Origin of the sequence: Bradyrhizobium sp. CCGUVB14 (genome assembly GCF_024199935.1) — a bacterium.
Taxonomy (GTDB): domain Bacteria; phylum Pseudomonadota; class Alphaproteobacteria; order Rhizobiales; family Xanthobacteraceae; genus Bradyrhizobium.
The window spans coordinates 8,034,092-8,053,241 of the sequence record NZ_JANADS010000001.1 but is presented as its reverse complement, the minus strand read 5'-3'; the positions used below and the strand labels follow the sequence as shown (position 1 = coordinate 8,053,241).

Annotated in this window: 20 protein-coding genes; 16 read left to right on the top strand and 4 right to left on the bottom strand. The window is 64.1% G+C overall.

Annotation, left to right across the window (positions count from 1 at the left end):
• Positions 1 to 37 precede the first annotated feature (37 nt).
• The 6 genes from NLM32_RS37620 (at position 38) to NLM32_RS37595 (ending at position 6,625) form a co-directional block, all read left to right on the top strand.
• Entirely contained in the window at positions 38 to 790 is a 753-nt protein-coding gene (locus tag NLM32_RS37620) for a transporter substrate-binding domain-containing protein (protein WP_254133732.1), read from the top strand.
• Positions 791 to 808: 18 nt separating this feature from the next.
• On the top strand, positions 809 to 1,465 hold the full coding sequence (gene glnP, locus NLM32_RS37615) for a glutamine ABC transporter permease GlnP (RefSeq protein WP_254133731.1): 657 nt from the start codon (positions 809 to 811) through the stop codon (positions 1,463 to 1,465).
• The gene (gene glnQ / locus NLM32_RS37610; RefSeq protein ID WP_305884105.1) at positions 1,462 to 2,190 is read left to right on the top strand and encodes a glutamine ABC transporter ATP-binding protein GlnQ; all 729 of its coding nucleotides are present in this window, start codon (positions 1,462 to 1,464) and stop codon (positions 2,188 to 2,190) included. Before glnP ends, glnQ begins: the two co-directional genes overlap by 4 nt.
• A 24-nt stretch (positions 2,191 to 2,214) precedes the next feature.
• Positions 2,215 to 3,399 (top strand): serine hydrolase, encoded by a 1,185-nt coding sequence (locus NLM32_RS37605; protein ID WP_256568330.1) that lies wholly within the window; start codon positions 2,215 to 2,217, stop codon positions 3,397 to 3,399.
• Positions 3,400 to 3,545: 146 nt separating this feature from the next.
• Entirely contained in the window at positions 3,546 to 4,109 is a 564-nt protein-coding gene (locus tag NLM32_RS37600; protein ID WP_254133730.1) for a hypothetical protein, read from the top strand.
• A 194-nt stretch (positions 4,110 to 4,303) separates the two neighbouring features.
• Entirely contained in the window at positions 4,304 to 6,625 is a 2,322-nt protein-coding gene (locus tag NLM32_RS37595) for a molybdopterin guanine dinucleotide-containing S/N-oxide reductase (protein ID WP_254133729.1), read from the top strand.
• A gap of 114 nt (positions 6,626 to 6,739) precedes the next feature.
• Here NLM32_RS37595 and NLM32_RS37590 read toward each other — a convergent pair whose 3' ends face one another.
• From NLM32_RS37590 to NLM32_RS37580, 3 genes are read right to left on the bottom strand one after another with little or no spacing between them, the layout of a single operon-like run.
• Positions 6,740 to 7,624, bottom strand: coding sequence for a polysaccharide deacetylase family protein (locus tag NLM32_RS37590; RefSeq protein ID WP_254133728.1), 885 nt, complete (start codon positions 7,622 to 7,624; stop codon positions 6,740 to 6,742).
• Between the two features lie 31 nt (positions 7,625 to 7,655).
• A complete protein-coding gene (locus tag NLM32_RS37585; protein ID WP_254133727.1) occupies positions 7,656 to 8,741 on the bottom strand; it encodes an LLM class flavin-dependent oxidoreductase in 1,086 nt (361 codons plus the stop codon).
• Between the two features lie 31 nt (positions 8,742 to 8,772).
• Positions 8,773 to 9,417, bottom strand: coding sequence for a FadR/GntR family transcriptional regulator (locus NLM32_RS37580; RefSeq protein ID WP_254133726.1), 645 nt, complete (start codon positions 9,415 to 9,417; stop codon positions 8,773 to 8,775).
• Positions 9,418 to 9,604: 187 nt separating this feature from the next.
• On the opposite strand from NLM32_RS37580, the gene NLM32_RS37575 reads away from it, so the two are divergent.
• From NLM32_RS37575 to NLM32_RS37530, 10 genes are all read left to right on the top strand, one after another.
• Complete coding sequence (locus tag NLM32_RS37575) at positions 9,605 to 10,768, top strand: zinc-binding dehydrogenase (protein ID WP_254133725.1); 1,164 nt, start codon at positions 9,605 to 9,607, stop codon at positions 10,766 to 10,768.
• A gap of 43 nt (positions 10,769 to 10,811) precedes the next feature.
• A complete protein-coding gene (locus tag NLM32_RS37570; protein WP_254133724.1) occupies positions 10,812 to 11,255 on the top strand; it encodes a hypothetical protein in 444 nt (147 codons plus the stop codon).
• Between the two features lie 32 nt (positions 11,256 to 11,287).
• Entirely contained in the window at positions 11,288 to 12,271 is a 984-nt protein-coding gene (locus NLM32_RS37565; RefSeq protein WP_254133723.1) for a quinone oxidoreductase, read from the top strand.
• Positions 12,272 to 12,371: 100 nt separating this feature from the next.
• Entirely contained in the window at positions 12,372 to 13,250 is an 879-nt protein-coding gene (locus NLM32_RS37560; protein ID WP_254133722.1) for a branched-chain amino acid ABC transporter permease, read from the top strand.
• Positions 13,250 to 14,248: a branched-chain amino acid ABC transporter permease gene (locus NLM32_RS37555; RefSeq protein ID WP_254133721.1), complete on the top strand. Its 999-nt coding sequence runs from the start codon at positions 13,250 to 13,252 to the stop codon at positions 14,246 to 14,248. Before NLM32_RS37560 ends, NLM32_RS37555 begins: the two co-directional genes overlap by 1 nt.
• Positions 14,245 to 15,009: an ABC transporter ATP-binding protein gene (locus tag NLM32_RS37550; protein ID WP_254133720.1), complete on the top strand. Its 765-nt coding sequence runs from the start codon at positions 14,245 to 14,247 to the stop codon at positions 15,007 to 15,009. Before NLM32_RS37555 ends, NLM32_RS37550 begins: the two co-directional genes overlap by 4 nt.
• Entirely contained in the window at positions 14,999 to 15,730 is a 732-nt protein-coding gene (locus NLM32_RS37545) for an ABC transporter ATP-binding protein (protein ID WP_254133719.1), read from the top strand. The genes NLM32_RS37550 and NLM32_RS37545 overlap by 11 nt, the downstream gene beginning before the upstream one ends.
• A gap of 34 nt (positions 15,731 to 15,764) precedes the next feature.
• Entirely contained in the window at positions 15,765 to 17,039 is a 1,275-nt protein-coding gene (locus NLM32_RS37540; RefSeq protein WP_254133718.1) for an amino acid ABC transporter substrate-binding protein, read from the top strand.
• Positions 17,040 to 17,071: 32 nt separating this feature from the next.
• Positions 17,072 to 17,992 carry an NAD(P)-dependent oxidoreductase gene (locus tag NLM32_RS37535; RefSeq protein WP_254133717.1) on the top strand — a complete coding sequence of 307 codons (921 nt, stop codon included), beginning with the start codon at positions 17,072 to 17,074 and terminating at the stop codon, positions 17,990 to 17,992.
• Between the two features lie 11 nt (positions 17,993 to 18,003).
• Positions 18,004 to 18,291: a DUF1330 domain-containing protein gene (locus tag NLM32_RS37530; protein WP_254133716.1), complete on the top strand. Its 288-nt coding sequence runs from the start codon at positions 18,004 to 18,006 to the stop codon at positions 18,289 to 18,291.
• Positions 18,292 to 18,497: 206 nt separating this feature from the next.
• Here NLM32_RS37530 and NLM32_RS37525 read toward each other — a convergent pair whose 3' ends face one another.
• Entirely contained in the window at positions 18,498 to 19,073 is a 576-nt protein-coding gene (locus NLM32_RS37525) for a TetR family transcriptional regulator (protein WP_254133715.1), read from the bottom strand.
• Between the last annotated feature and the right edge of the window lie 77 nt (positions 19,074 to 19,150).

Below are 19,150 nucleotides of genomic sequence, written 5' to 3'. Positions count from 1 at the left end.
GCCGAACCCAGAACCCACCCGTGCCATGGAGATGAAGGTGAAACGACGCGATTTTATCAAGCTTGGTTTGATTGCCGCCCCCGCAATCTCGATGTCCTGGCCGGCCAGAGCCGAAGATGCCGAGCTTATCGTCGGCTCCAATGTCGGCAGCCCGCCCTTTGCCTTCAAGGATGGCGACGGCTATTCGGGCTTCGACATCGAAGTCTGGGCCGAGGTAGCGAAGGGGCTGAACCGCAAATGGCATGTGCAGCCGATGCAGTTCGGCGCGTTGATCCCCGCGTTGCAGACGAAGAACATCGACGCGATCGTCTCCCAGCTGTTCATCAAGCCGGAGCGTCAGAAGGTGATCGACTTCTCGGAGCCCTACTATCAGAGCGGCTTGGTTGCCATCACCGGAGCCGGCAATAACGCGATCAAGACGCCCGACGATCTCACGGGCAAGTCGATCGGCACCGAAACGGGAACGGTCGCCGTCGACTTTATCCGCGAGCACATCAAGGGCGCGAGCATCGAGCAGATGCCGACCATCAACAATGCATTGCTGGCGCTCGAGGCGGGGCGGACGGATGCTGTCGTCTATGACGCGCCGGCGCTGATGTACTACGCCAACAACGCCGGCAAGGGCAAAGTCAGGGTGCTCCAGCCGAAGCTGGAAGGTCGCGACGTCGGCATTGGCTTCCAGAAGGGCAGTCCTCTGGTTGCGACGGCGAATGCGTCGCTCGCTGCCATGAAGGCCGACGGACGCCTGAAGGCGCTGCGCGAAAAATGGTTCGGGCCGGAATCGACCTAAGGCGCCGGATCCCTTGCCATGTCGTTCGATTGGACCGCGATCACGGCCGCCTTGCCCGAATTGCTGGAGGGCCTCGAGCTCACCATCCTGATCGCGATCGCAGGTCTGATCGGCGGCACGATCGTCGGCGTCGTGACTGCGGTTGGTCTCAATTATGGGAACTGGCTGGTCACCGCGCCGGCACAGGCCTACGTCGCCTTCATTCGCGGCACGCCCATCGTCGTCCAGGTGATGTTCGTCTATTTTGCCCTGCCGATCATGCTGGGCATCCGCTTGAGCTCGACCAGCGCGGCGATCATCACGCTGATCGTGAATTCGGGGGCCTACACTGCCGAGATCGTGCGGGGCGCGCTGGACAGCGTCCCTGCCGGGCTTCGCGAGGCTGGCCTTGCCATGGGCCTGAGCTTCCGCAAGGTCCTGGCTTACGTGATCGCGCCGATCGCGTTTCGCCGTGCACTGCCCGCGATGGGCAATCAGGTCGTGGCCGTGGTCAAGGACACCTCGATCTTCCTCGTCATCGGCGTCGGCGAGCTGACCCGGCGAGGTCAGGAGATCATGTCAGAGAATTTTCGGGCGGTTGAGATTTGGACCGCAGTGGCGCTGATCTATCTCGTCGTGATCAGTCTGCTCGCCTACAGCCTTCGCTTCATCGAACGGAGATCGCGCCTGCCATGAGCATGATCGAATTCAGGCAGGCGATCAAGCGATTTGGAGCGCACACCGTTCTGCACCCGCTCAATCTCGATATCGAGAGCGGCGAGGTCGCCGTCATCGTCGGACCGTCGGGATCCGGAAAATCGACCATGCTCCGTTGCATCAACGTTCTGGAGACGATCAGCGGCGGTGATCTCCGCGTCGATGATATCAGCGTGCTCGGCGCGTCGCGCGACATCAGGCGCATCCGGCTCGAGGCCGGCATGGTGTTCCAGCAGTTCAACCTGTTTCCAAATCTGACCGCGATCCAGAACGTCATGTTCGGGCCGATCCGGGCGCGCGGCCGTACCAAGGCCGAGGCGCGCGAGATCGCGGCGGTCCTGCTACAAAAGGTCGGGCTTGCCGAGCGCATGGACCATTATCCCTCGCAGCTTTCCGGCGGTCAGCAGCAACGCGTGGCGATCGCGGGTGCGCTCGCTGTCGCGCCGAAGGTGATGCTGTTCGATGAGCCGACGTCGGCGCTCGATCCGGAATTGCGGCAGGAGGTGCTCAAGGTCATGCAGACCCTGGCGACCGAGGGCATGACCATGGTGGTCGTGACCCACGAGATGAGTTTCGCCAAGAGGGTCGGCTCGCGGTTGTTGTTTCTGGATGGAGGGCACCTCGTTCACGACGGCAATCCCGCCGCGTTGCTGTCGGCGCCCCCGAGCGAGCGATTTCGCGACTTCCTCCAGCATATTGACTGACCCTCGACGGAGCTTCCACGGATCATGTCGTCATCTGCCTTCGAGACCAGATATGGTTTCCCCCGTAGCGATGTCCGACTGTCCAACTGGCGTCAGGCGCCCTGGAACGTCTGGTCGTTCCGCCATGTCTGCGAGCTGATTCCGACCGCGCGCATCTCGGCGACGCCGGGTCTCGTCGAGGAGCCGCCCGTTGATGCCGAGAGCCTGCTCGGTGAGGAGTTCTCGGTCGGAGGCGAAAGAACGACTGTCGCAGATATTCTCCAGAGAACGTCGACCGACGCGCTCGTCGTGATGAAGTCCGGTGGCATCGTTGCTGACATCCATGCGCCGAACTTCACGCTGCAATCGCGTCATATTCTCTTCTCCGCAAGCAAGTCGGTGACTTCAATCGTTGCAGGGGTCCTGCACGGCGACGGCCTGCTCGATCTTGACCAGCGGGTGCCGCACTACGTGCCGGAGCTGAAATCATCCGCCTATGCGGATGCGCGCATCCGCGACGTTCTCGACATGCGGGTCAGCCTCGATTTCGAAGAGACATATCAGGACCCGCGCGGCGATTTCGCGCGTTATCGCCGCGCCGGCTTGCTGGAGCCCGTCGCGCCCGGACAAGCCGCGGAAACGCTCATTGAATTCCTGTCCTCGTTGAAGAAGGGTCCGGGGGACCACGATGGCTCCTTCCACTACGCGTCCCCGAATTCCGACGTTCTGGGCCTGGTCGTCGAACGCGCATCCGGCGAGCGTTTTGCGGATCTCGTCACGACGCGTCTTTGGCAACCGCTCGGAGCAAGGCAGGATGCCTATGTCACGGTCGACGCGGCCGGCTCGGCCCGGTCCGGTGGCGGCATCTGCATGAGGCCGCGCGATCTTGCGCGTGTCGGCGAGATGATGCGACTGGGCGGCGTCGCCAATGGGCGAAACATCGTCTCGCCGGAATGGGTGCGCGACACTGCGACTGGCACCCCTGCCGGAACGTGGAGCGCAGGCAAGCTCGCCGAATGGCTGCCGGGCGGATGCTATCGAAACAAATGGTACCAGAGGCGCTCCGATAGCGACGCGTTCTTTGCTCTCGGCATTCACGGCCAATGGCTCTACGTCGATCCTGGCGCCGAGATGGTCGTCGCAAAATTCTCGTCGCAGCCGGTCGCCGTTTGCAACGACACCAAACGGCTCAACCTTGCGCTCTTCGACGCGCTCGCGAGAATGGCGTGAGTGGGCAGCTTCTGCCGGGACGGTTTTGCCGGCGTGACGAAGCTGCCGGCATGAACTCGCGATAAGTGCTTGATGGCAAAGATGCTCTTGTCTGGCACGCCCATTGCACGCGGAACGTGCGTTCGCAATGACAGTGGAGTTCGCGTATGAGCGTCGGCAGCATGAGCAGCATCAGTGGTGGAAGCGCGACGAGTTCGTCGTCGTCCACCAGCCCTTCGAAATCGACTGACGGTTCGCAGGGAGACGGCTCGACCTTCGCCTCGCTGATGCACGACGGCACGCCTTACGACGAGGTCAAGGTGAACCTGCCGAACGGAATGTCGGTCGGTATCGTCCATTTCGGCGGCGGCGGCTTCGACAGCAGTGCGCTAAAATCCATCGAGGATTTCGTCCAGCATTTCGCAAGCCAGCAGATACCGGGAAGTTCGTCCTCCGAGACCGGCCAAACACAGAACAACGACACTCCCGACACCGTCGGAATCGACAAGATTCATGTCGATCTCCCGAACGGGTTCTCGTTCGAGGTCATTCATTCTTCCGGCAATCAGGCATCGGACAGTGCCGCCGTGATGAAGGAGCTCACCGAGGCGGCCGAAGAGCTCACCGAGTCCTTCGCGCAATATTCGCCGGCATCACAGGCCACGTCCGCCTATGCCGCGCAGCAGGCAGCGTCATCCGATCGGACGAGCCAGGTCGACGCCCAGGGCTGAGCAAGGCGCGGCCTGGGATGACCGCTTGAAGGAGAAACGCGCCGCAGGCCGCCGTGCGATCCGCGGGATGCGGCCATGCGCGCGGTTCCAGGCATCGGTAATCCGTTGCCCCCCGCGCGCTGGCCTCATTATATTGGTGCGATGATTGCGACCGGGGCCGCCTGCACGGCGTGTCCCGCGATGAGGGCCACGCGATGGATGATACGATTGGTTTCCCCGACCCCGGTCTCGACCTGTCGGACGGATTCAAGCCGCACACCTCGCATTGGGGCGTGTTTTCCGCACGCAACGGCGCAGCCGGGCTGGAGGTGAGGGCCTATGCGGGCGATCCCGATCCGAACGGCATCATCGACAATTTTCCCGGCGCCTTGCGCCACCAGGCGCGCATCGCCCAGCCCGCGATTCGCCGCGGCTGGCTCGAGCGCGGGCCCGGGCCGGATGACCGGCGCGGCCGCGACGAATTCGTCTCCGTCAGCTGGGAGAAGGCGCTGGATCTGCTCGGCGACGAGCTGATGCGCATCCGCGACACGCGCGGCCCAGGCGCCGTGTTCGGCGGTTCTTACGGCTGGTCGAGCGCAGGCCGCCTGCATCACGCGCAGAGCCAGGTGCACCGCTTCCTCAACATCGCGATGGGCGGCTACGTCCGCTCGGTGAATTCCTATTCCTCGGGCGCGTCCTCGGTGCTGCTGCCGCAGATCATGGCGGGCTACGAGGACATCACCAAGCGCAACGTCACCTGGGAGCAGATCGCGACCGAAACCGAGATCGTGCTTGCGTTCGGCGGCATGGCGCTGAAGAACTCGATGGTGGCCGGCGGCTCGATCAGCAAGCATGTCGAGCGTGGTGCGATGGAAGCCGCACGCAAGCGCGGCTGCGAGTTCATCCTGATGAGTCCGCTGCGTGAGGATCTGCCCGTCGAGGCGGGCGCCGAATGGATGACCTGCATCCCGGGCACCGACACCGCGTTGATGCTCGGCATGGTCCACACGCTGGTCAGCGAAGGTCTGCACGACCAGGCCTTCCTCGATCGCTACACCGAGGGATGGCCGGTGTTCTTGCGCTATCTCACGGGTGAGAGCGATGGGCAGGCCAAGGACGCGGCATGGGCCGCCGCGATCTGCGGCGTCGACGCGAACACCATCCGCGCGCTGGCGCGACGGCTTGCGGGCAAGCGCGCGCTCATCACCGTCTCGCATTCGCTGCAGCGGGCCGAGCATGGCGAGCAGCCGGTGTGGATGGGCATGGTGCTGGCGGCCGCTCTCGGCCAGATCGGTCTTCCCGGCGGCGGATACGCCTATTCGCTCGGTGCGATTGGCTACTATGGCCGCCGCGTCAACGACGTGCCGGGGCCGACGCTGGGGCAGGGCCGCAACGGCGTCCGTGATTTCATTCCGGTGGCGCGCATCGCCGATATGCTGCTCAATCCCGGCAGCACCTATCGCTACAATGGCGAGACGCGTACCTATCCGGATATCCGCCTGGTCTATTGGGCCGGCGGCAATCCATTCCATCATCACCAGGACATCAACCGCCTGCGCAAGGCGTTTGCGAAAGTCGACACGCTCGTCGTGCACGAGCTCGCCTGGACCGCGACGGCCCGCCACGCCGACATCGTGCTGCCTTCGACCATGACGCTCGAGCGCGAGGATATCGGCTATTCCAGCAACGATCCCCTGATGGTCGCGATGCACCGCATCGCCGAGCCGTTTGGCCTCGCGCGCGACGACTACGATATCTTTGCCGACATCGCCGATCGCCTCGGTGCCCGCGAGCCTTTCACCGAGGGGCGCACGTCGCGAGAGTGGCTGGAGCATCTCTACGAGCCGACCCGCGCCTCGCTCGGCAAGCGCGGGTTGGAGGCCCCAAGCTTCGAGGAATTCTGGCAGCGCGGCAGCCTGGTCGTGCCGCAGCAGCCGGACGATGGCGGCCGGCTGCGTTCCTTCCGCGATGACCCCGTCGCGCATCCCCTGCCGACGCCGAGCGGACGTATCGAGATCTACTCCGCGAAGATCGCCGGACATGGCGATGCGGATTGTCCGGGACATCCGGTCTGGCTTGAGAAGAGCGACATGCCGAAGCCCGGCGCGCCGTGCTTCCTCGTCGCCAACCAGCCGGTGACACGGCTGCACAGCCAGCTCGATTTCGGCGGGCATTCGCTGGCCGCAAAGCATCGCGGCCGCGAGGTCGCGCGCATGAATCCGCGCGACGCTGACGCGCGGGGCATCAAGGATGGCGACATCATTCGCCTCTTCAACGAACGCGGCGCCTGCCTGGCCGCGGTGAACGTCACCGACGGCATCGCGCCTGGTGTCGTGCAGCTCCCGACCGGCGCCTGGTACGACCCGATGGATCCGGAAGAGGCGGCGCCGCTCTGCGTCCACGGCAATCCCAACGTGCTGACCCGCGACATCGGCACCTCGTCCTTCGCGCAGGGCTGCACCGGCCAGCTCACGACCGTGGAGGTCGAGAAGTTCACCGGCAATCTGCCGCCGATCCGGGCGTTCGATCCGGTGTAGCTTGCAAAGTGCGTAGGATGGGTAGAGCGAAGCGAAACCCATCAATTTCTGACCAAGACGAGACAGGATGAGTTTCGCAAGCGCTCTACCCATCCTACGATGCCGCGGAGTCGTCTACCCCCGCGCGACCCGCGCCATCTCTGCCCGATACCAGTCGCCGATCTCGCTCGCCGTCATCGACGCGACGCCGTCGTGGCCGATGACGTAGTCGAGCAGCTGTTCGAGATATTTGATCCGGTGCGGCACGCCGGTGATGTAGGGATGGATCGAGATCGCCATCACCCGCGCATTGTCGGCGCCCTCGAGATACAGCCGGTCGAACTGATCCATGCCGCGCTTCAAGAACTGGTCGGATGGTAGGTGCTGGAGCGCGTGCACGACGATGTCGTTGGTCTCGACCGTGTAGGGGATCGTCGTGATAGTGCCGTGCGGCGTCGCGATGTCCTGCGGCAGGTCGTCGATCACCCAGTCGGCGACATATTCGATGCCGTTGAGGCGCAAGAGGTCGAGCGTCTCCTCGGTCTCGGTCAGGCCCGGGCTCTCCCATGAGCGCGGCGCGCGCCCGGTGAAGTTTGCGATGGTCTCGACCGAGCGCTTGATCGCGTCTGCCTGGTCGGGAAGTCGGTGCATCGGGCCCTGCATGAAGCCGTGACCCATGAACTCGAAGCCGGCCTCGCGCGCGGCGGAGGCGACGCGCGGATAGGCGTTGCAGACATCGGCGTTCGCGGCGAGCGTCACCTTCATGTTGCGATCCGTCAGCGCCTTGAACTGGCGCCAGAAGCCGGCGCGCATGCCGTATTCGTGCCAGGACCAGTTCGGCACGTCGGGCAGCAGCGGCTGGCCCATCGGCGGGCTCAGCACGACGCGCGGCATCGCGTTCTCGATCCGCCATTCCTCGACATTGAGGATCACCCACACCGCGAGGCGCTTGCCATTCGGCAGCTTCAGCTTCGGCCGGTCGATCAGGGCTTGATACGGAATGCGATCACTGAGGGCCATGGCGAGCCTCCTGTCGTGCCGAGAGGTTAAACTACTTCGTGCCGGCGGTGATGCGCGGCATCACCTGCTCGGCCATCAGGATCATCGAGCGGCGTCCGAGCTCGCGGTCGCGCCAATCCTTGCCGGCATAGAGCAGGGTGCCGAACTCGCCAACCTCTTCCAGAAGCGCCAGGATCTGGTCGGCGACGCTGTCGGGTGTGCCGTAGATGATCAGCTTGTCGCAGACGGATTCGAGCGTGACCTCGTCATCCGGCTGGTCGCGCCGCGTCTTGAACAGCTCGATGCGCCCGTTGCGCTTCAGCTTGGTGAAGAGCGAGCGGTAGTAATAGACGTAAGGGCTGTCGGGATCGGTGGCATAGGCCTTGGCGGTCGCCATGTCGTTCGCGACGAACACGCTCTTGGCCACGCGCCAATTGCCGGAATCGACCGGGCGGCCGACGCGCTCGCAGCCTTCGACATATTTCGGCCAATGGCTCTTCACCCACATCGGCATCAGGAAGTTGGCCGAGATTGGATCCCAGCCGCGCGCGGCGGCCTCGGTGACGCCTTTGGAGAACGGCGCGACGGCGGTGACGACGATCGGCGGATGCGGCCGCTGCAGGGGCTGCGCGATAAAGCCCTGGCCGATGTCGGCCATCAGCGTCTTCTCGGTCGTGATGTTCCAGAACTGTCCCTTGATATTGTAGGGCGGCTCGCTCGCCCAGATTTGCAGCACCTGGTTGATCGCCTCGAGGAACATGGCGTTGCGATCGCGTTCGAGCGTGCCGAATAGCTCGGCATCCGAGAGCAGGCCGCCCGGGCTGATGCCGAAGATCAGCCGCCCGTCGAGCATGTGGTCCAGCATCGCGATGGTGGCGGCGACGGTGGCCGGATGGACGTTCGGCATGTTGACGGTGCCGGTGCCGAGCTTGATCTGCTTTGTCGCAGCCGCAATCCAGGCCAGGAAGGCGATGCATGAGGTGATGTTCTCGGCCTGATCGGTGACGTGCTCGCCGACATAGGCCTCGCTGAAACCGAGCTCGTCGGCCAGCAGAAACGCCTCGCGATCCTCGGCCAAGGACTGTCGCCAATCCTTCTCCAGTGGGTGGATCGGCATCGTGAAGAAGCCCAGTTTCATGGCCGGTACCCTTATTGCTTTTGTGTGGAACTCAGGCCTGCGTTCCCATCAGCTTGTCGACGGTGGTTCGCAGATGCCGGCGCATCGCCTCCATCGCGCGCATGCGATCGCGCTGCTCGATCGCATCGATCAGCGCGTCGTGCTCGGCAAAGGAGGAGTAGTCTTCCGGCGGTCGCTCCGGCCTGGTATCGAGCCATCGCCACACCACCGCGCGCCGGACGTCGTCGACGGTTCGGTGGATCGCCGACAGCAGCGGATTTCCGGTGGCTTCCGCGATCAGGCGGTGCAGGCGCCCGTCCAGCGTCTCGTAGTCCTTCCAGGTTTTGGCCTCGCGCATCTGCTGCGCCAGCACGCGCATGCCTTCGATCTGCTTGAAGGTGGCGTTGACCGCGGCGAGGCTGGCGATCTCCGGCTCCAGCACGAGCCTTGCCTCCATGGCGTTGCGCGGACTGGTGCTGTCGCGCAGCGCGGCGAGATTGGCGCTGCCGTTGTCCGCGGGCGCGCGGATGAATGTGCCGCGGCCGACTTCGCGCGAGAGGCGGCCGTCCAGCTCAAGGCGCGCGAGCGCCTTGCGGATCTCGTTGCGCGAAACCCCGAACTGCGCCGCGAGTTGTCGCTCCGGAGGAAGGCGCGTGCCGGGACCGCCCTCAGTCAATCGAGCCAACAAATCGAACACCGGTCCAACCCTCTCCCGCAACCAATATCAACCAATCTCTATTTCACGCGCATTGTGTTCACAAATGCAAGACCAAAACGATAGTGATGAAAGTTAGGCGTTGACAGCAGCAGATTTGAAAGCGAGGCTTCAACCAATCAAAAAGCCAATTGTAAAATTGGTTGACCAATGGGCGAGGATCGTTGCGATGGTCGAGTCTGCCAGCGTTCGCACGTCAACCGACATGCCGATTCCCGACATGATGAAGGCTTGGGTGCTGGGCGACCCCGGCCAGCTGCGCATCACCGAAAAGCCGGTGCCGATGCCGAAGCGCGCGGAGGTGCTCGTGCGCATCGACGCGGTTGCGATCTGCGCAACGGATCTGGAGATCATCGAGTATGGCACGCCAGCGCTGATCCAGGGCGGCCCGCCCTTCAACAAGAATTTCACGCCCGGCCATGAGTACATGGGGACAGTCGCGGCGCTCGGCCCCGGCGTCGACGAATACAAGATCGGCGAGCGCGTCACGGTCGAGATCCATGCCGGCTGCGGCCAGTGCAAGCGCTGCCGGCAGGGCATGTACACCTCCTGCCACAACTACGGCCTGAACTATGGCGACGTCGACAAGGGCCATCGGGCCAACGGCTTCACCACCGACGGTGGCTTCGCCGAATATGCCGTCAACCACATCAACACGCTGTCGCGCGTGCCCGACGACATGAGCGACGAGGAGGCGACGCTGGTGGTCACCGCCGGCACCTCGATGTACGGTCTCACCGAGCTCGGTGGCCTCGTTGCCGGCGAGAGCGTGGTCGTCACCGGGCCGGGGCCGATCGGTCTTCTCGCGGTGGCGGTTGCGAAGGCGCTCGGCGCCGATCCGGTGATCCTGTCGGGCACCCGCGATGCACGGCTTGCCATCGGCACCAAGCTCGGCGCCGATCGCGTCGTCAATGTCCGCAATGAGGATCTCGTCACCGTCGTCAAGGAGATGACTGGCCGCGGCGCCGATTATGTCGTCGAATGCGCCGGCACCGACACGGCGATCAACGAGGCTGCCAAAATGGTCAATCGCGGCGGCAAGATCTGCCTCGCCGCATTTCCGCATGAGCCGGTGCTGGCCGACATCGGTGCGCTCGTGAAGAACAACATCTACATCTACGGCATCCGCGGCGAGGGCAAGAGCGCGACCCATCGCGCCATGGCGCTGATGGCGGCCAAGCGTTTTGATGCCACGCTGATCCACACCCATACATTCCCGCTCGCGGACCTGCCGATGGCGCTGCATTACGCGCGCAATCGTATCGAGGACGCCATCAAGGTCGTGGTCAAGACCCGCGGCGCGGTCAGCCAGACCAGGAAAGAGGTGGCGTGACGCCGCCCCGCGACAATCGCTAGCATCTGGAAGGAAACGGCTCATGTCGGACTCAAATCCCCGCGCTCATTGGCCACTCGAGGTGCAGCGTGAATATGAGGAAGGGCGCAACAGCGGCTGCGTCGGCAGCGTGCTGGTGTCGGAGACCGATCGCGTGCGCGTCTGGCACCTGTCGATCGCGCCGGGCAAGCGCTGCGGCTTCCATCGCCACGTGCTGACCTATTTCTGGACGGCACACAATCCGGGCAAGGCGCGCGGCTATTTCGAGGATGGCCGCATCGTCGATGTCGAGCACTACAAGGGCGAAACGAAACATCTCGCCTTCGGCGCCGGCGAATACATGGTGCATGCCGTCGAGAACATCGGCACCACGGACCTGCTGTTCACCACGGTGGAATTCCTCGACAGCGCCAACAAGCCGCTGACGGTACCGGACAGTGTACGGCTCGCGGTCCCGAAGGGCGCTGACATCAAGATGGCATCATAAGCGGGCAGGATCGGCACACGGGAATTTTGGGTATGGGTACGAAAGCCAAGGCAATCCGCATGGCCGCGCAAGGCGGCCCCGATGTCCTGAAGCTGGAGACGGTCGAGCTGGCCGCGCCCGGCAAGGGTGAGGTGCTGATGCGGCAGATCGCGATCGGCCTCAATTTCATCGACGTCTATTTCCGCGACGGCTCCTACGCGCTGGATCTGCCCGCCGGTCTCGGCGCCGAAGCCGCGGGCGTGGTCGAGGCCGTCGGCGAAGGCGTGACCGAGTTCAAGGTCGGGGACCGCGTCGCCTATGGCGGCTCGGCGCCGGGCGCTTATGCGAGCCACCGGCTGATGCCGGCCGCACGCCTCGTTCCCATTCCGCAAGCCGTGAGCGACGAGGCCGCGGCGGCCGTGCTGATGAAGGGCATGACGGCGGAGTACCTTTTGAACCGCTGCGTTGCGGTCAAGCCGGGGCAGCAGGTGCTGTTCTACGCGGCGTCCGGCGGCGTCGGCCTGATCGCCGGCCAATGGGGCAAGCATCTCGGCGCCCGCATGATCGGCGTCACCAGCGGTGGAAAGAAGGCGGAGCTGGCGCTCGCGCATGGCTACGATGCCGTGATCGACCGCAAGAGCGAGCGGATCCCCGAGCGGGTGAAGGCGCTGACCTGCGGCAAGGGGGTTGCAATTGCCTATGATTCTGTCGGCAAGGACAGTTTCGAGGCGACGCTCGCCTCGCTCGCCCCGCGCGGCTTCTTCGTCACCTTCGGGGCGACCACCGGCGCGCCGCCGCCGCTCGAAGCGGCATTGCTCCAGAAGAACGGATCTCTCTATTATACGCGGCCGACGCTTGCGACTTACATCGCCGCGCGCGAGGATCTCGTCGCGTCGGCGGCGGCCGTGTTCGACCTGGTCGGCAAGGGCGTCATCAAGCCGATGATCGGGCATCGCTATGCGCTGGCCGAGGCGGCCGCGGCCCATCGCGATCTCGAGGCTGGATCGACCAAGGGATCGTCGCTGCTGATGCCCTGACTTTATCGACGGAGGCGGCCAGCTCCCGCCTCCGAGAGACCCCGCAGAACAACCAGAACAATAACGGTTGGGTACGTCAACAGGAGGAGGCCGGCAGCGGATGGGACAATACGCAGGGTTGTTGCTCGATTCCATCGTGTCCGGCGTTCTCGTCGGCGGCTTCTACGCCGCCATGGCGGTCGGCATCTCGATCGCATTCGGCATGCTCGGCATCAGCAATATCGCTCATCCGGCGCTCATTCTGCTCGGCTCGTTCATCGCCTATGTCTTGAACTCCCAGTTCGGCTGGGATCCGATCCTGGTTGGCATGCTCGCGACCGTTCCGTTCTACTTTCTCGGGACGCTGCTCTACACGGCTTACGAATTCGCCTTCGAGCGGCGCGGCACGCAGCTGATCCGTGGCCTCGCATTCTTCTTCGGCCTGCTCTTCATCACCGAGGTCGGCCTTCAGCTGATCTTCGGTGTCGATTATCGCCTGGTCGAGGCGGCCTATATCGGGCCGTCCTACAATATCGGGCCGGTCTCGCTGCCGGTCCGGATGCTGATTCCGTTCCTGGCCTCCGTATTGCTGCTGATCGGTCTGCAGATCTTCTTCGCGCGCACCTTCACCGGGCGGGCCATCATGGCGGTCGCGCAGGACAAGTTTGCGCTGCAGCTGATGGGCGCCGCGCCTGTTCGCATCAAGCGCATCGCGTTTGGTCTCTCCACGGCAACCGCCGCGATGGCCGGCGCCTTCCTCATCATTCTTCAGCCGGTCGAGCCGTCGATGGGGCGCGACTATATCGGCAGGATTTTTGCGATCTGCGTTCTCGGCGGCATCGGCTCGCTGCCGGGCACGTTCATCGCGGCGGTGATCGTCGGTGTCGCGGAGAGCATCACCGCGACCTTCTATGGTCCGTCATGGTCGCCGGCGATCGCGTTCGGCTTCCTGCTGATTGCGCTGGTGGTCAGGCCCACCGGCCTGTTCGGGAGAGCCTGATGTCGAACGGGCGCTTCATCCTGCTCGCCTGCCTGGTCGGCGTCGCGCTGGTCGTGGCCAGCCTGTTCGTGACCAACGAGTACTATGTGTTCGCGGCGTACTTCGTTCTTCAATACGTCGTGCTGGCGACGGCCTGGAATATCCTGGGCGGCTATGTCGGCTACGTCAATTTCGGCACGACGGCGTTTCTCGCCATCGGGCTCTACAGCGCGGCCGCCTTAAACAAGTGGCTCGACCTGCCGATCCCGGTGCTCATTCCGATTGCCGGCGTGCTCTGCGGCGCCGTCGGCCTTGCGATGGGGTATCTGACGATCCGCTTGCGCGGCGTCTACTTCACCATCGCAACGCTGGCGCTCTCCGTCGTCGTCCAGACCTTCATCACCAATTGGGACTATGTCGGCGGCTCGCGCGGCATCTACATCATGCGGCCGACCGATGTTCCGGTGTTCGGCAGCTATGTCGCCTATCTCTTCTTCCTGATGACGGTGCTGTCTGTTGCTGCCGTCGTCATCGCGCGCGTCATCGAGCGCTCGACCTTCGGCTTCGGCCTTGCTGCCATTCGCGATGATGAGACGGCGGCCGCTGCCTCCGGCGTTCCGGTGCTGCGGCTCAAGCTGGTCGCCGCCGCCATCAGCGGCGCCTTGATGGGCATGGCCGGCGCGCCGCTGCCGTTCTATCTGACTTATGTCGAGCCGACCTCCTCGTTCAGCCTCGCCTATACCGTCAACAGCGTCGCGATGCCGCTGGTCGGAGGCACCACGAGCTGGCTCGGCCCGGTGATCGGCGCGGTGCTGCTCGGCACCATGCAACAGGCCATGACGGTCTTGATTTCGTCGTCGGTCAATTTGCTCGTCGTCGGCGTGCTGCTGGTGATCTTCGTGATCGCCGCGCCGAACGGGATCCTGGGACTGATCCGCTCGCTCGGCGGCAAGAAGGTCGATCCCGAGACCAACCCGCTCGCCGCGATGCTCGTGACCGAGAAGCGGAGCAGCCAATGACGATCGAGGCGAGCGCCGCGACAACCAACGATCTGATCCTCGACGCCCGCGGCGTCACCAAGCGGTTCGGTGGCTTCGTCGCGCTGAACAATGTCGACCTCGCGGTCCGGCCCGGCGAGCGGCTCGGCCTGATCGGCCCCAACGGCTCCGGCAAGAGCACGCTGACCAACTGCCTGTGCGGCGCCCTAAAGACCGATGGCGGCTCGATATCGTTCGCGGGCAAGGCGATCGACAATCTCTCGTCCTATCAGCGCGCACGCCTCGGGCTCGGCCGCAGCTTCCAGCTGCCGCGGCCGTTTCACAGCCTGTCGCTGCTCGACAACCTCCGGATCCCGCTGGTCTATGCGGTGAATGCGCGAGGCGGCACGCATCTGACCGAACAGCAGATCCGCGCGCGCAGCACCGAACTGCTCGGCGAATTCGGCCTCGGCGGCAAGCTGCATCGGTTGCCGGGCGATCTGACCCAGGTCGAGATGCGCAAGCTCGAGCTCGCGCGCGCCATGGCCACGGACCCGACACTGCTGGTGTCGGACGAGGCGCTCGCAGGCCTGTCGCATTCAGAAGTCAATGAGATCCTGGCGTTGCTGCTCGCGCTCAACAAGCGCGGCGTCGCCGTGATCTTCATCGAGCATATCATGCGTGCGGTGATGGCGTTCTCGGAGCGTTTGGTGGTGCTGGTGGCCGGTGAGAAGATCGCGGACGGCGCGCCGAAGGACGTCATCGCCGACGAGCGGGTGATAGGGGCGTACCTTGGCCAGTAGCCTTCGCATCGACAGCATCAATGCCGGCTACGGATCGGTGCGCGTCCTCCACAACGTGTCCATGAATGTCGCGCCGCGTGAGACGGTGACCCTGCTCGGCACCAACGGCAATGGCAAGAGCACGCTGATCAAGACCATCATGGGCGTGGTGCGGCCGAGCTCGGGACGTATCGTCGCGACCATCGACGGCAAGGACCACGATCTCATCGGCAAGGAGACCGAGGAGATCATCGACCTCGGCGTCGCGCTGGTGCCGGAGGGCCGGCGGCTGTTTCCACGCCTCACGGTCGAGGAGAACCTTCTCCTGGGTGCCTATCGTCCGACGGCGCGGGCGCGGCTCAAGGACAACATGGCCTATTGCTACGAGGCGTTCCCGCGGCTGGCCGAGCGCCGCACCCAGCTCGCCGGCACGATGAGCGGCGGCGAGCAGCAGATGCTGGCGCTGGGGCGTGCGCTGATGTCGGCGCCGAGCATTTTGATCGTCGACGAGCCGTCGGTGGGCTTGGCCCCGCTGTTCGTCAGCCGCACCATCGACATGATCGCGCAGCTCAAGGAACGCTATCACCTGACCGTGCTGATGGCGGAGCAGAACTTCACGCAGGCGATGCGGATCGCCGACAAGGGCTATGTGATCGTCCACGGCGAGATCGCCTTCCGGGGCGAAAGCCCGGAAGAGATGCGGCAGAGCGATCTGATACGACAGCATTACCTCGGCATGTAGAACTCAAAACAAAAGCAGGGAGGAAGACGTGAGGATGTTTCCGCTGACTGGCTTGAGGGGCGTCGCACTGGCGCTCTCGACAATGATTGCCGCGCTCTATGCGCCGACGGATGCGGCGCATGCGGCGGATCCGATCAAGATCGGCTTCGGCATACAGTTGACCGGGCCGCTCGCCGGCAACGGCAAGGCAGCGCTGCTCGGCGCGCAGATCTGGGCCGACGAAGTCAACAAGGCGGGCGGCCTGATCGGCCGCCAGGTCGAGCTCGTGCCCTATGATGACCAGAGCAATCCCGGTCTCGTGCCCGGCATCTATTCCAAGCTGCTCGACGTCGACAAGGTCGACCTCTTGCTGTCGAACAACACCAACCAGACCGCGCCGGCGATGCCGACGATCATCCAGCACAAGCGACTGATCATGGGAATGTTCGCGCTCGCCATCAACGAGCAGTTCAAATATCCCGGCTATTTCCAGATCCAGCCCTATGGGCCGAACGGCAAGGACTCGCTGACCCGCGGCTTCTTCGAGAATGCGATCGCGATGAACCCGAAGCCGACCACGGTGGCGCTGGTCGGCGCGGATGCGGAGTTCTCCAAGAACGCGCTGGAAGGTGCCCGCATGCAAGCCAAGCGGCTGGGCTTGACCGTCGTCTACGACAAGGTCTATCCGCCGACGACGGTGAATTTCACACCGGTGCTGAAGGCGCTGCAGGCGACGTCGCCGGACCTGGTGTTCGTCGCATCCTATCCGTCCGATACGGTCGGCATCATCCGCACCGCGCACGAGATCAATCTCGAGCCAAAGGTGTTCGGCGGCGCCATGGTCGGCACCCAGTATGCTGCGATCAAGCAGCAGCTCGGCGAGGCCCTCAATGGCGTCGTCTCCTTCGAGCAGTACATCCCCGAGCCGACCGTCAAATTTCCCGGCATCGAGGACATGCTGAAGAAGTACCAGGCCAAGGCGGCGGAGGTCGGCGTCGACGCGCTCGGCTACTACGTGCCGGCGTTCGTCTACTCGGCGCTCCAGGTCCTGGGCGAAGCCGTGACCAAGACCGGCGGCGTCGATCAGCAGAAGCTGATCAGCTACATCCATGGCAACACGTTCCAGACCGTGGTCGGGGACATCGCCTTCGGTCCTGATGGCGAGTGGGTCGAGCCGCGGATGTTCGCGGTGCAGTTCCGCAACATCAAGGGCAATGACATCCAGCAGTTCACCCAGGCCGGCAAGGAAGTGATCATCTTCCCGCCGAAGTACAAGTCCGGCGACCTGGTCTATCCCTTCGCCAACGCCCAGAAGGCCGCGCAGAACTGACCAGACCATTCAAAAAGAAGAAACGAGACGTCATGACTGAAACGATCGGCATGCTTGGTATCGGGATCATGGGCTCCGCCATGGCGGGGAATTTGATCAAGGCCGGCTTTGCCGTGGTTGGCTACGATCCCGTGCCGGCGGCACGGGATCGCCTTTCCGATATGGGCGGCAAGGCGCTGTCGTCGCCGACGGACGTGGCGGACGCCGCCGCGATCAGCTTTGCCTCGCTGCCTGGCAGCGCCGCGCTTGCGGAGGCCGCGGCGAGCGTTGCAGGCGCGCGTGGCTCCGGACAGATTCTGATCGAGTGCTCGACCCTGCCGCTCTCCGCCAAGCGTGAGGCGTTTGCCGTGATGGAGCGCGCTGGCAAGATCCTGCTCGATTGCCCCGTCAGCGGCACCGGTGCGCAGGCCGCAACCGGTGATCTCGTGATCCTCGGCAGCGGTGATGAGCAGGCGTTCAAACGTTGCGGGCCGGCCTTCGCCGGGATGTCGCGGCGTCAGGTCTATCTCGGTCGGTTCGGCACCGGCAGCATCATGAAGTACATCGCCAATCACCTCGTCACGATCCACAATGCCGCCGCGGCGGAGGCGATGCTGCTCGGCATGAAGGCCGGGATCGACCCAGGCCTGGTCTACGATACGCTCGCTGACAGCGCAGGGACCTCACGCATGTTCCAGATGCGCGGGCCGCTGATGCGGGACGAGAATTACGACAATCCGACCGCGACCATTCGAACCCACCTGAAGGATCTCTCGATCATATCCAGTTTTGCCGCCGAGCTCGGATGCACCCTGCCGGTCTACGCGGCGGCCGAGCAGCTCTATCATGCGGGCGAGGCGCTCGGCTTTGCTGCGCGCGATACCGCGTCGGTCTGCGCCGTGCTAGAGCATATCAACGGTTTCGACCGTCACAGCGGCGCCGATGCGCCCACACTTTCGTCCTCCCAATCGTAAAAGGAAGAGCCATGTCTGCCTATTGGTGCGCGCGCGTTCACGTGACCGATCCCGAAACTTACGGAAAGTACGCCGCTCTTGCCGGACCGGCGATCGAGAAGCACGGCGGCGTGTTTCTCGCGCGCGGCGGCAAGCAGGTGATCCTCGAGGGCGGCAACTACGAACGCAGCATCGTTGCGCGCTTCCCGAGCCTCGACGCTGCGGTGAACTGCTACAATTCGCCCGAATATTCGGAGGCGCTCAAATACACCATCGGCACGTCCGAGCGCCACATGGTGGCGGTCGAGGGACTCGACTAGGCGGTGAGAGATCCGGACCGTCGCCCGACAGCAGGTTCAGGCGACGGTCCAGTGCGAACTCAGCGAACTTGGGGAAGTTGTAAGGCCGCGCGGAGACGCTAACCCGGCCGCCGAGGGCACATCAAGTTTCGCTGTGTTGCAGCGGCCAGAGAATCATTTCAGCCGCCGCCAAACCGCCACAGATGGTGATCGGGCATTCGAACGCCTTAGCGGTCGTTGGCAATCGCAATCGCCGCTTCCACCGCATTCTCCAGGATCTCGTCAGACAAAGTCTTGTCGTTGACCGCGCGCGCCAACTGAAGTGCGCCGACCATGGTCGAATAGATCGTGATCGCCTTGCGCCGGCGCTCCTTCGCGGAGCCTGGCCTGATCTGCTCCGCCATCAGCACGATGATATCGGCGACCTTGCCGGTGAAGGCATCGCGCGTCGCCTTTGGATGCCGTGCGATTTCGGCGACCAGCGCAGCGGTCGGGCAGCCGCTGCCGGCGCGGTCGCGATGCCGCGTCGAAAGATAGTCGCGGATCGTGGTTTCGAGCGCGACGCCGTTTTCCAGATTGGCCTTGTGCCGCTCTTCGCGCCGGGTGAGTGCATCGGTCAGCACTTCCCGCACCAGCTCCTCCTTGGAGGCAAAGTGAGAGTAGAAGGCGCCATTGGTGAGGCCCGCCTCCGACATGATGCCGGCGAGGCCGACAGCGGCTATTCCGCTCTCGCGGAACTGCGCGGAGGCCACATCGAGGATGTGCCTGCGGGTTTCGTCCTTGCGTCCCTTGTCGTAGCGCATGGGCTCTAACTCCCTCCTGCCAGCCGAGCGGGAAGTACCGGCCACAGGATCGTGAGCGATTTGCTATTGCATTACGG

What these genes read in the sequence shown, in the direction of transcription:
- NLM32_RS37530 (WP_254133716.1), top strand. Translation starts at nt 18,004, where the DNA reads ATGTCTGCCTATTGGTGCGCGCGCGTTCACGTGACCGATCCCGAAACT.
- NLM32_RS37595 (WP_254133729.1), top strand. Translation starts at nt 4,304, where the DNA reads ATGGATGATACGATTGGTTTCCCCGACCCCGGTCTCGACCTGTCGGAC.
- NLM32_RS37550 (WP_254133720.1), top strand. Translation starts at nt 14,245, where the DNA reads ATGACGATCGAGGCGAGCGCCGCGACAACCAACGATCTGATCCTCGAC.
- NLM32_RS37525 (WP_254133715.1), bottom strand. Translation starts at nt 19,073, where the DNA reads ATGCGCTACGACAAGGGACGCAAGGACGAAACCCGCAGGCACATCCTC.
- NLM32_RS37600 (WP_254133730.1), top strand. Translation starts at nt 3,546, where the DNA reads ATGAGCGTCGGCAGCATGAGCAGCATCAGTGGTGGAAGCGCGACGAGT.
- NLM32_RS37540 (WP_254133718.1), top strand. Translation starts at nt 15,765, where the DNA reads ATGTTTCCGCTGACTGGCTTGAGGGGCGTCGCACTGGCGCTCTCGACA.
- NLM32_RS37575 (WP_254133725.1), top strand. Translation starts at nt 9,605, where the DNA reads ATGGTCGAGTCTGCCAGCGTTCGCACGTCAACCGACATGCCGATTCCC.
- glnQ (WP_305884105.1), top strand. Translation starts at nt 1,462, where the DNA reads ATGAGCATGATCGAATTCAGGCAGGCGATCAAGCGATTTGGAGCGCAC.
- NLM32_RS37570 (WP_254133724.1), top strand. Translation starts at nt 10,812, where the DNA reads ATGTCGGACTCAAATCCCCGCGCTCATTGGCCACTCGAGGTGCAGCGT.
- NLM32_RS37555 (WP_254133721.1), top strand. Translation starts at nt 13,250, where the DNA reads ATGTCGAACGGGCGCTTCATCCTGCTCGCCTGCCTGGTCGGCGTCGCG.
- NLM32_RS37560 (WP_254133722.1), top strand. Translation starts at nt 12,372, where the DNA reads ATGGGACAATACGCAGGGTTGTTGCTCGATTCCATCGTGTCCGGCGTT.
- NLM32_RS37605 (WP_256568330.1), top strand. Translation starts at nt 2,215, where the DNA reads ATGTCGTCATCTGCCTTCGAGACCAGATATGGTTTCCCCCGTAGCGAT.
- NLM32_RS37535 (WP_254133717.1), top strand. Translation starts at nt 17,072, where the DNA reads ATGACTGAAACGATCGGCATGCTTGGTATCGGGATCATGGGCTCCGCC.
- NLM32_RS37585 (WP_254133727.1), bottom strand. Translation starts at nt 8,741, where the DNA reads ATGAAACTGGGCTTCTTCACGATGCCGATCCACCCACTGGAGAAGGAT.
- NLM32_RS37590 (WP_254133728.1), bottom strand. Translation starts at nt 7,624, where the DNA reads ATGGCCCTCAGTGATCGCATTCCGTATCAAGCCCTGATCGACCGGCCG.
- glnP (WP_254133731.1), top strand. Translation starts at nt 809, where the DNA reads ATGTCGTTCGATTGGACCGCGATCACGGCCGCCTTGCCCGAATTGCTG.
- NLM32_RS37565 (WP_254133723.1), top strand. Translation starts at nt 11,288, where the DNA reads ATGGGTACGAAAGCCAAGGCAATCCGCATGGCCGCGCAAGGCGGCCCC.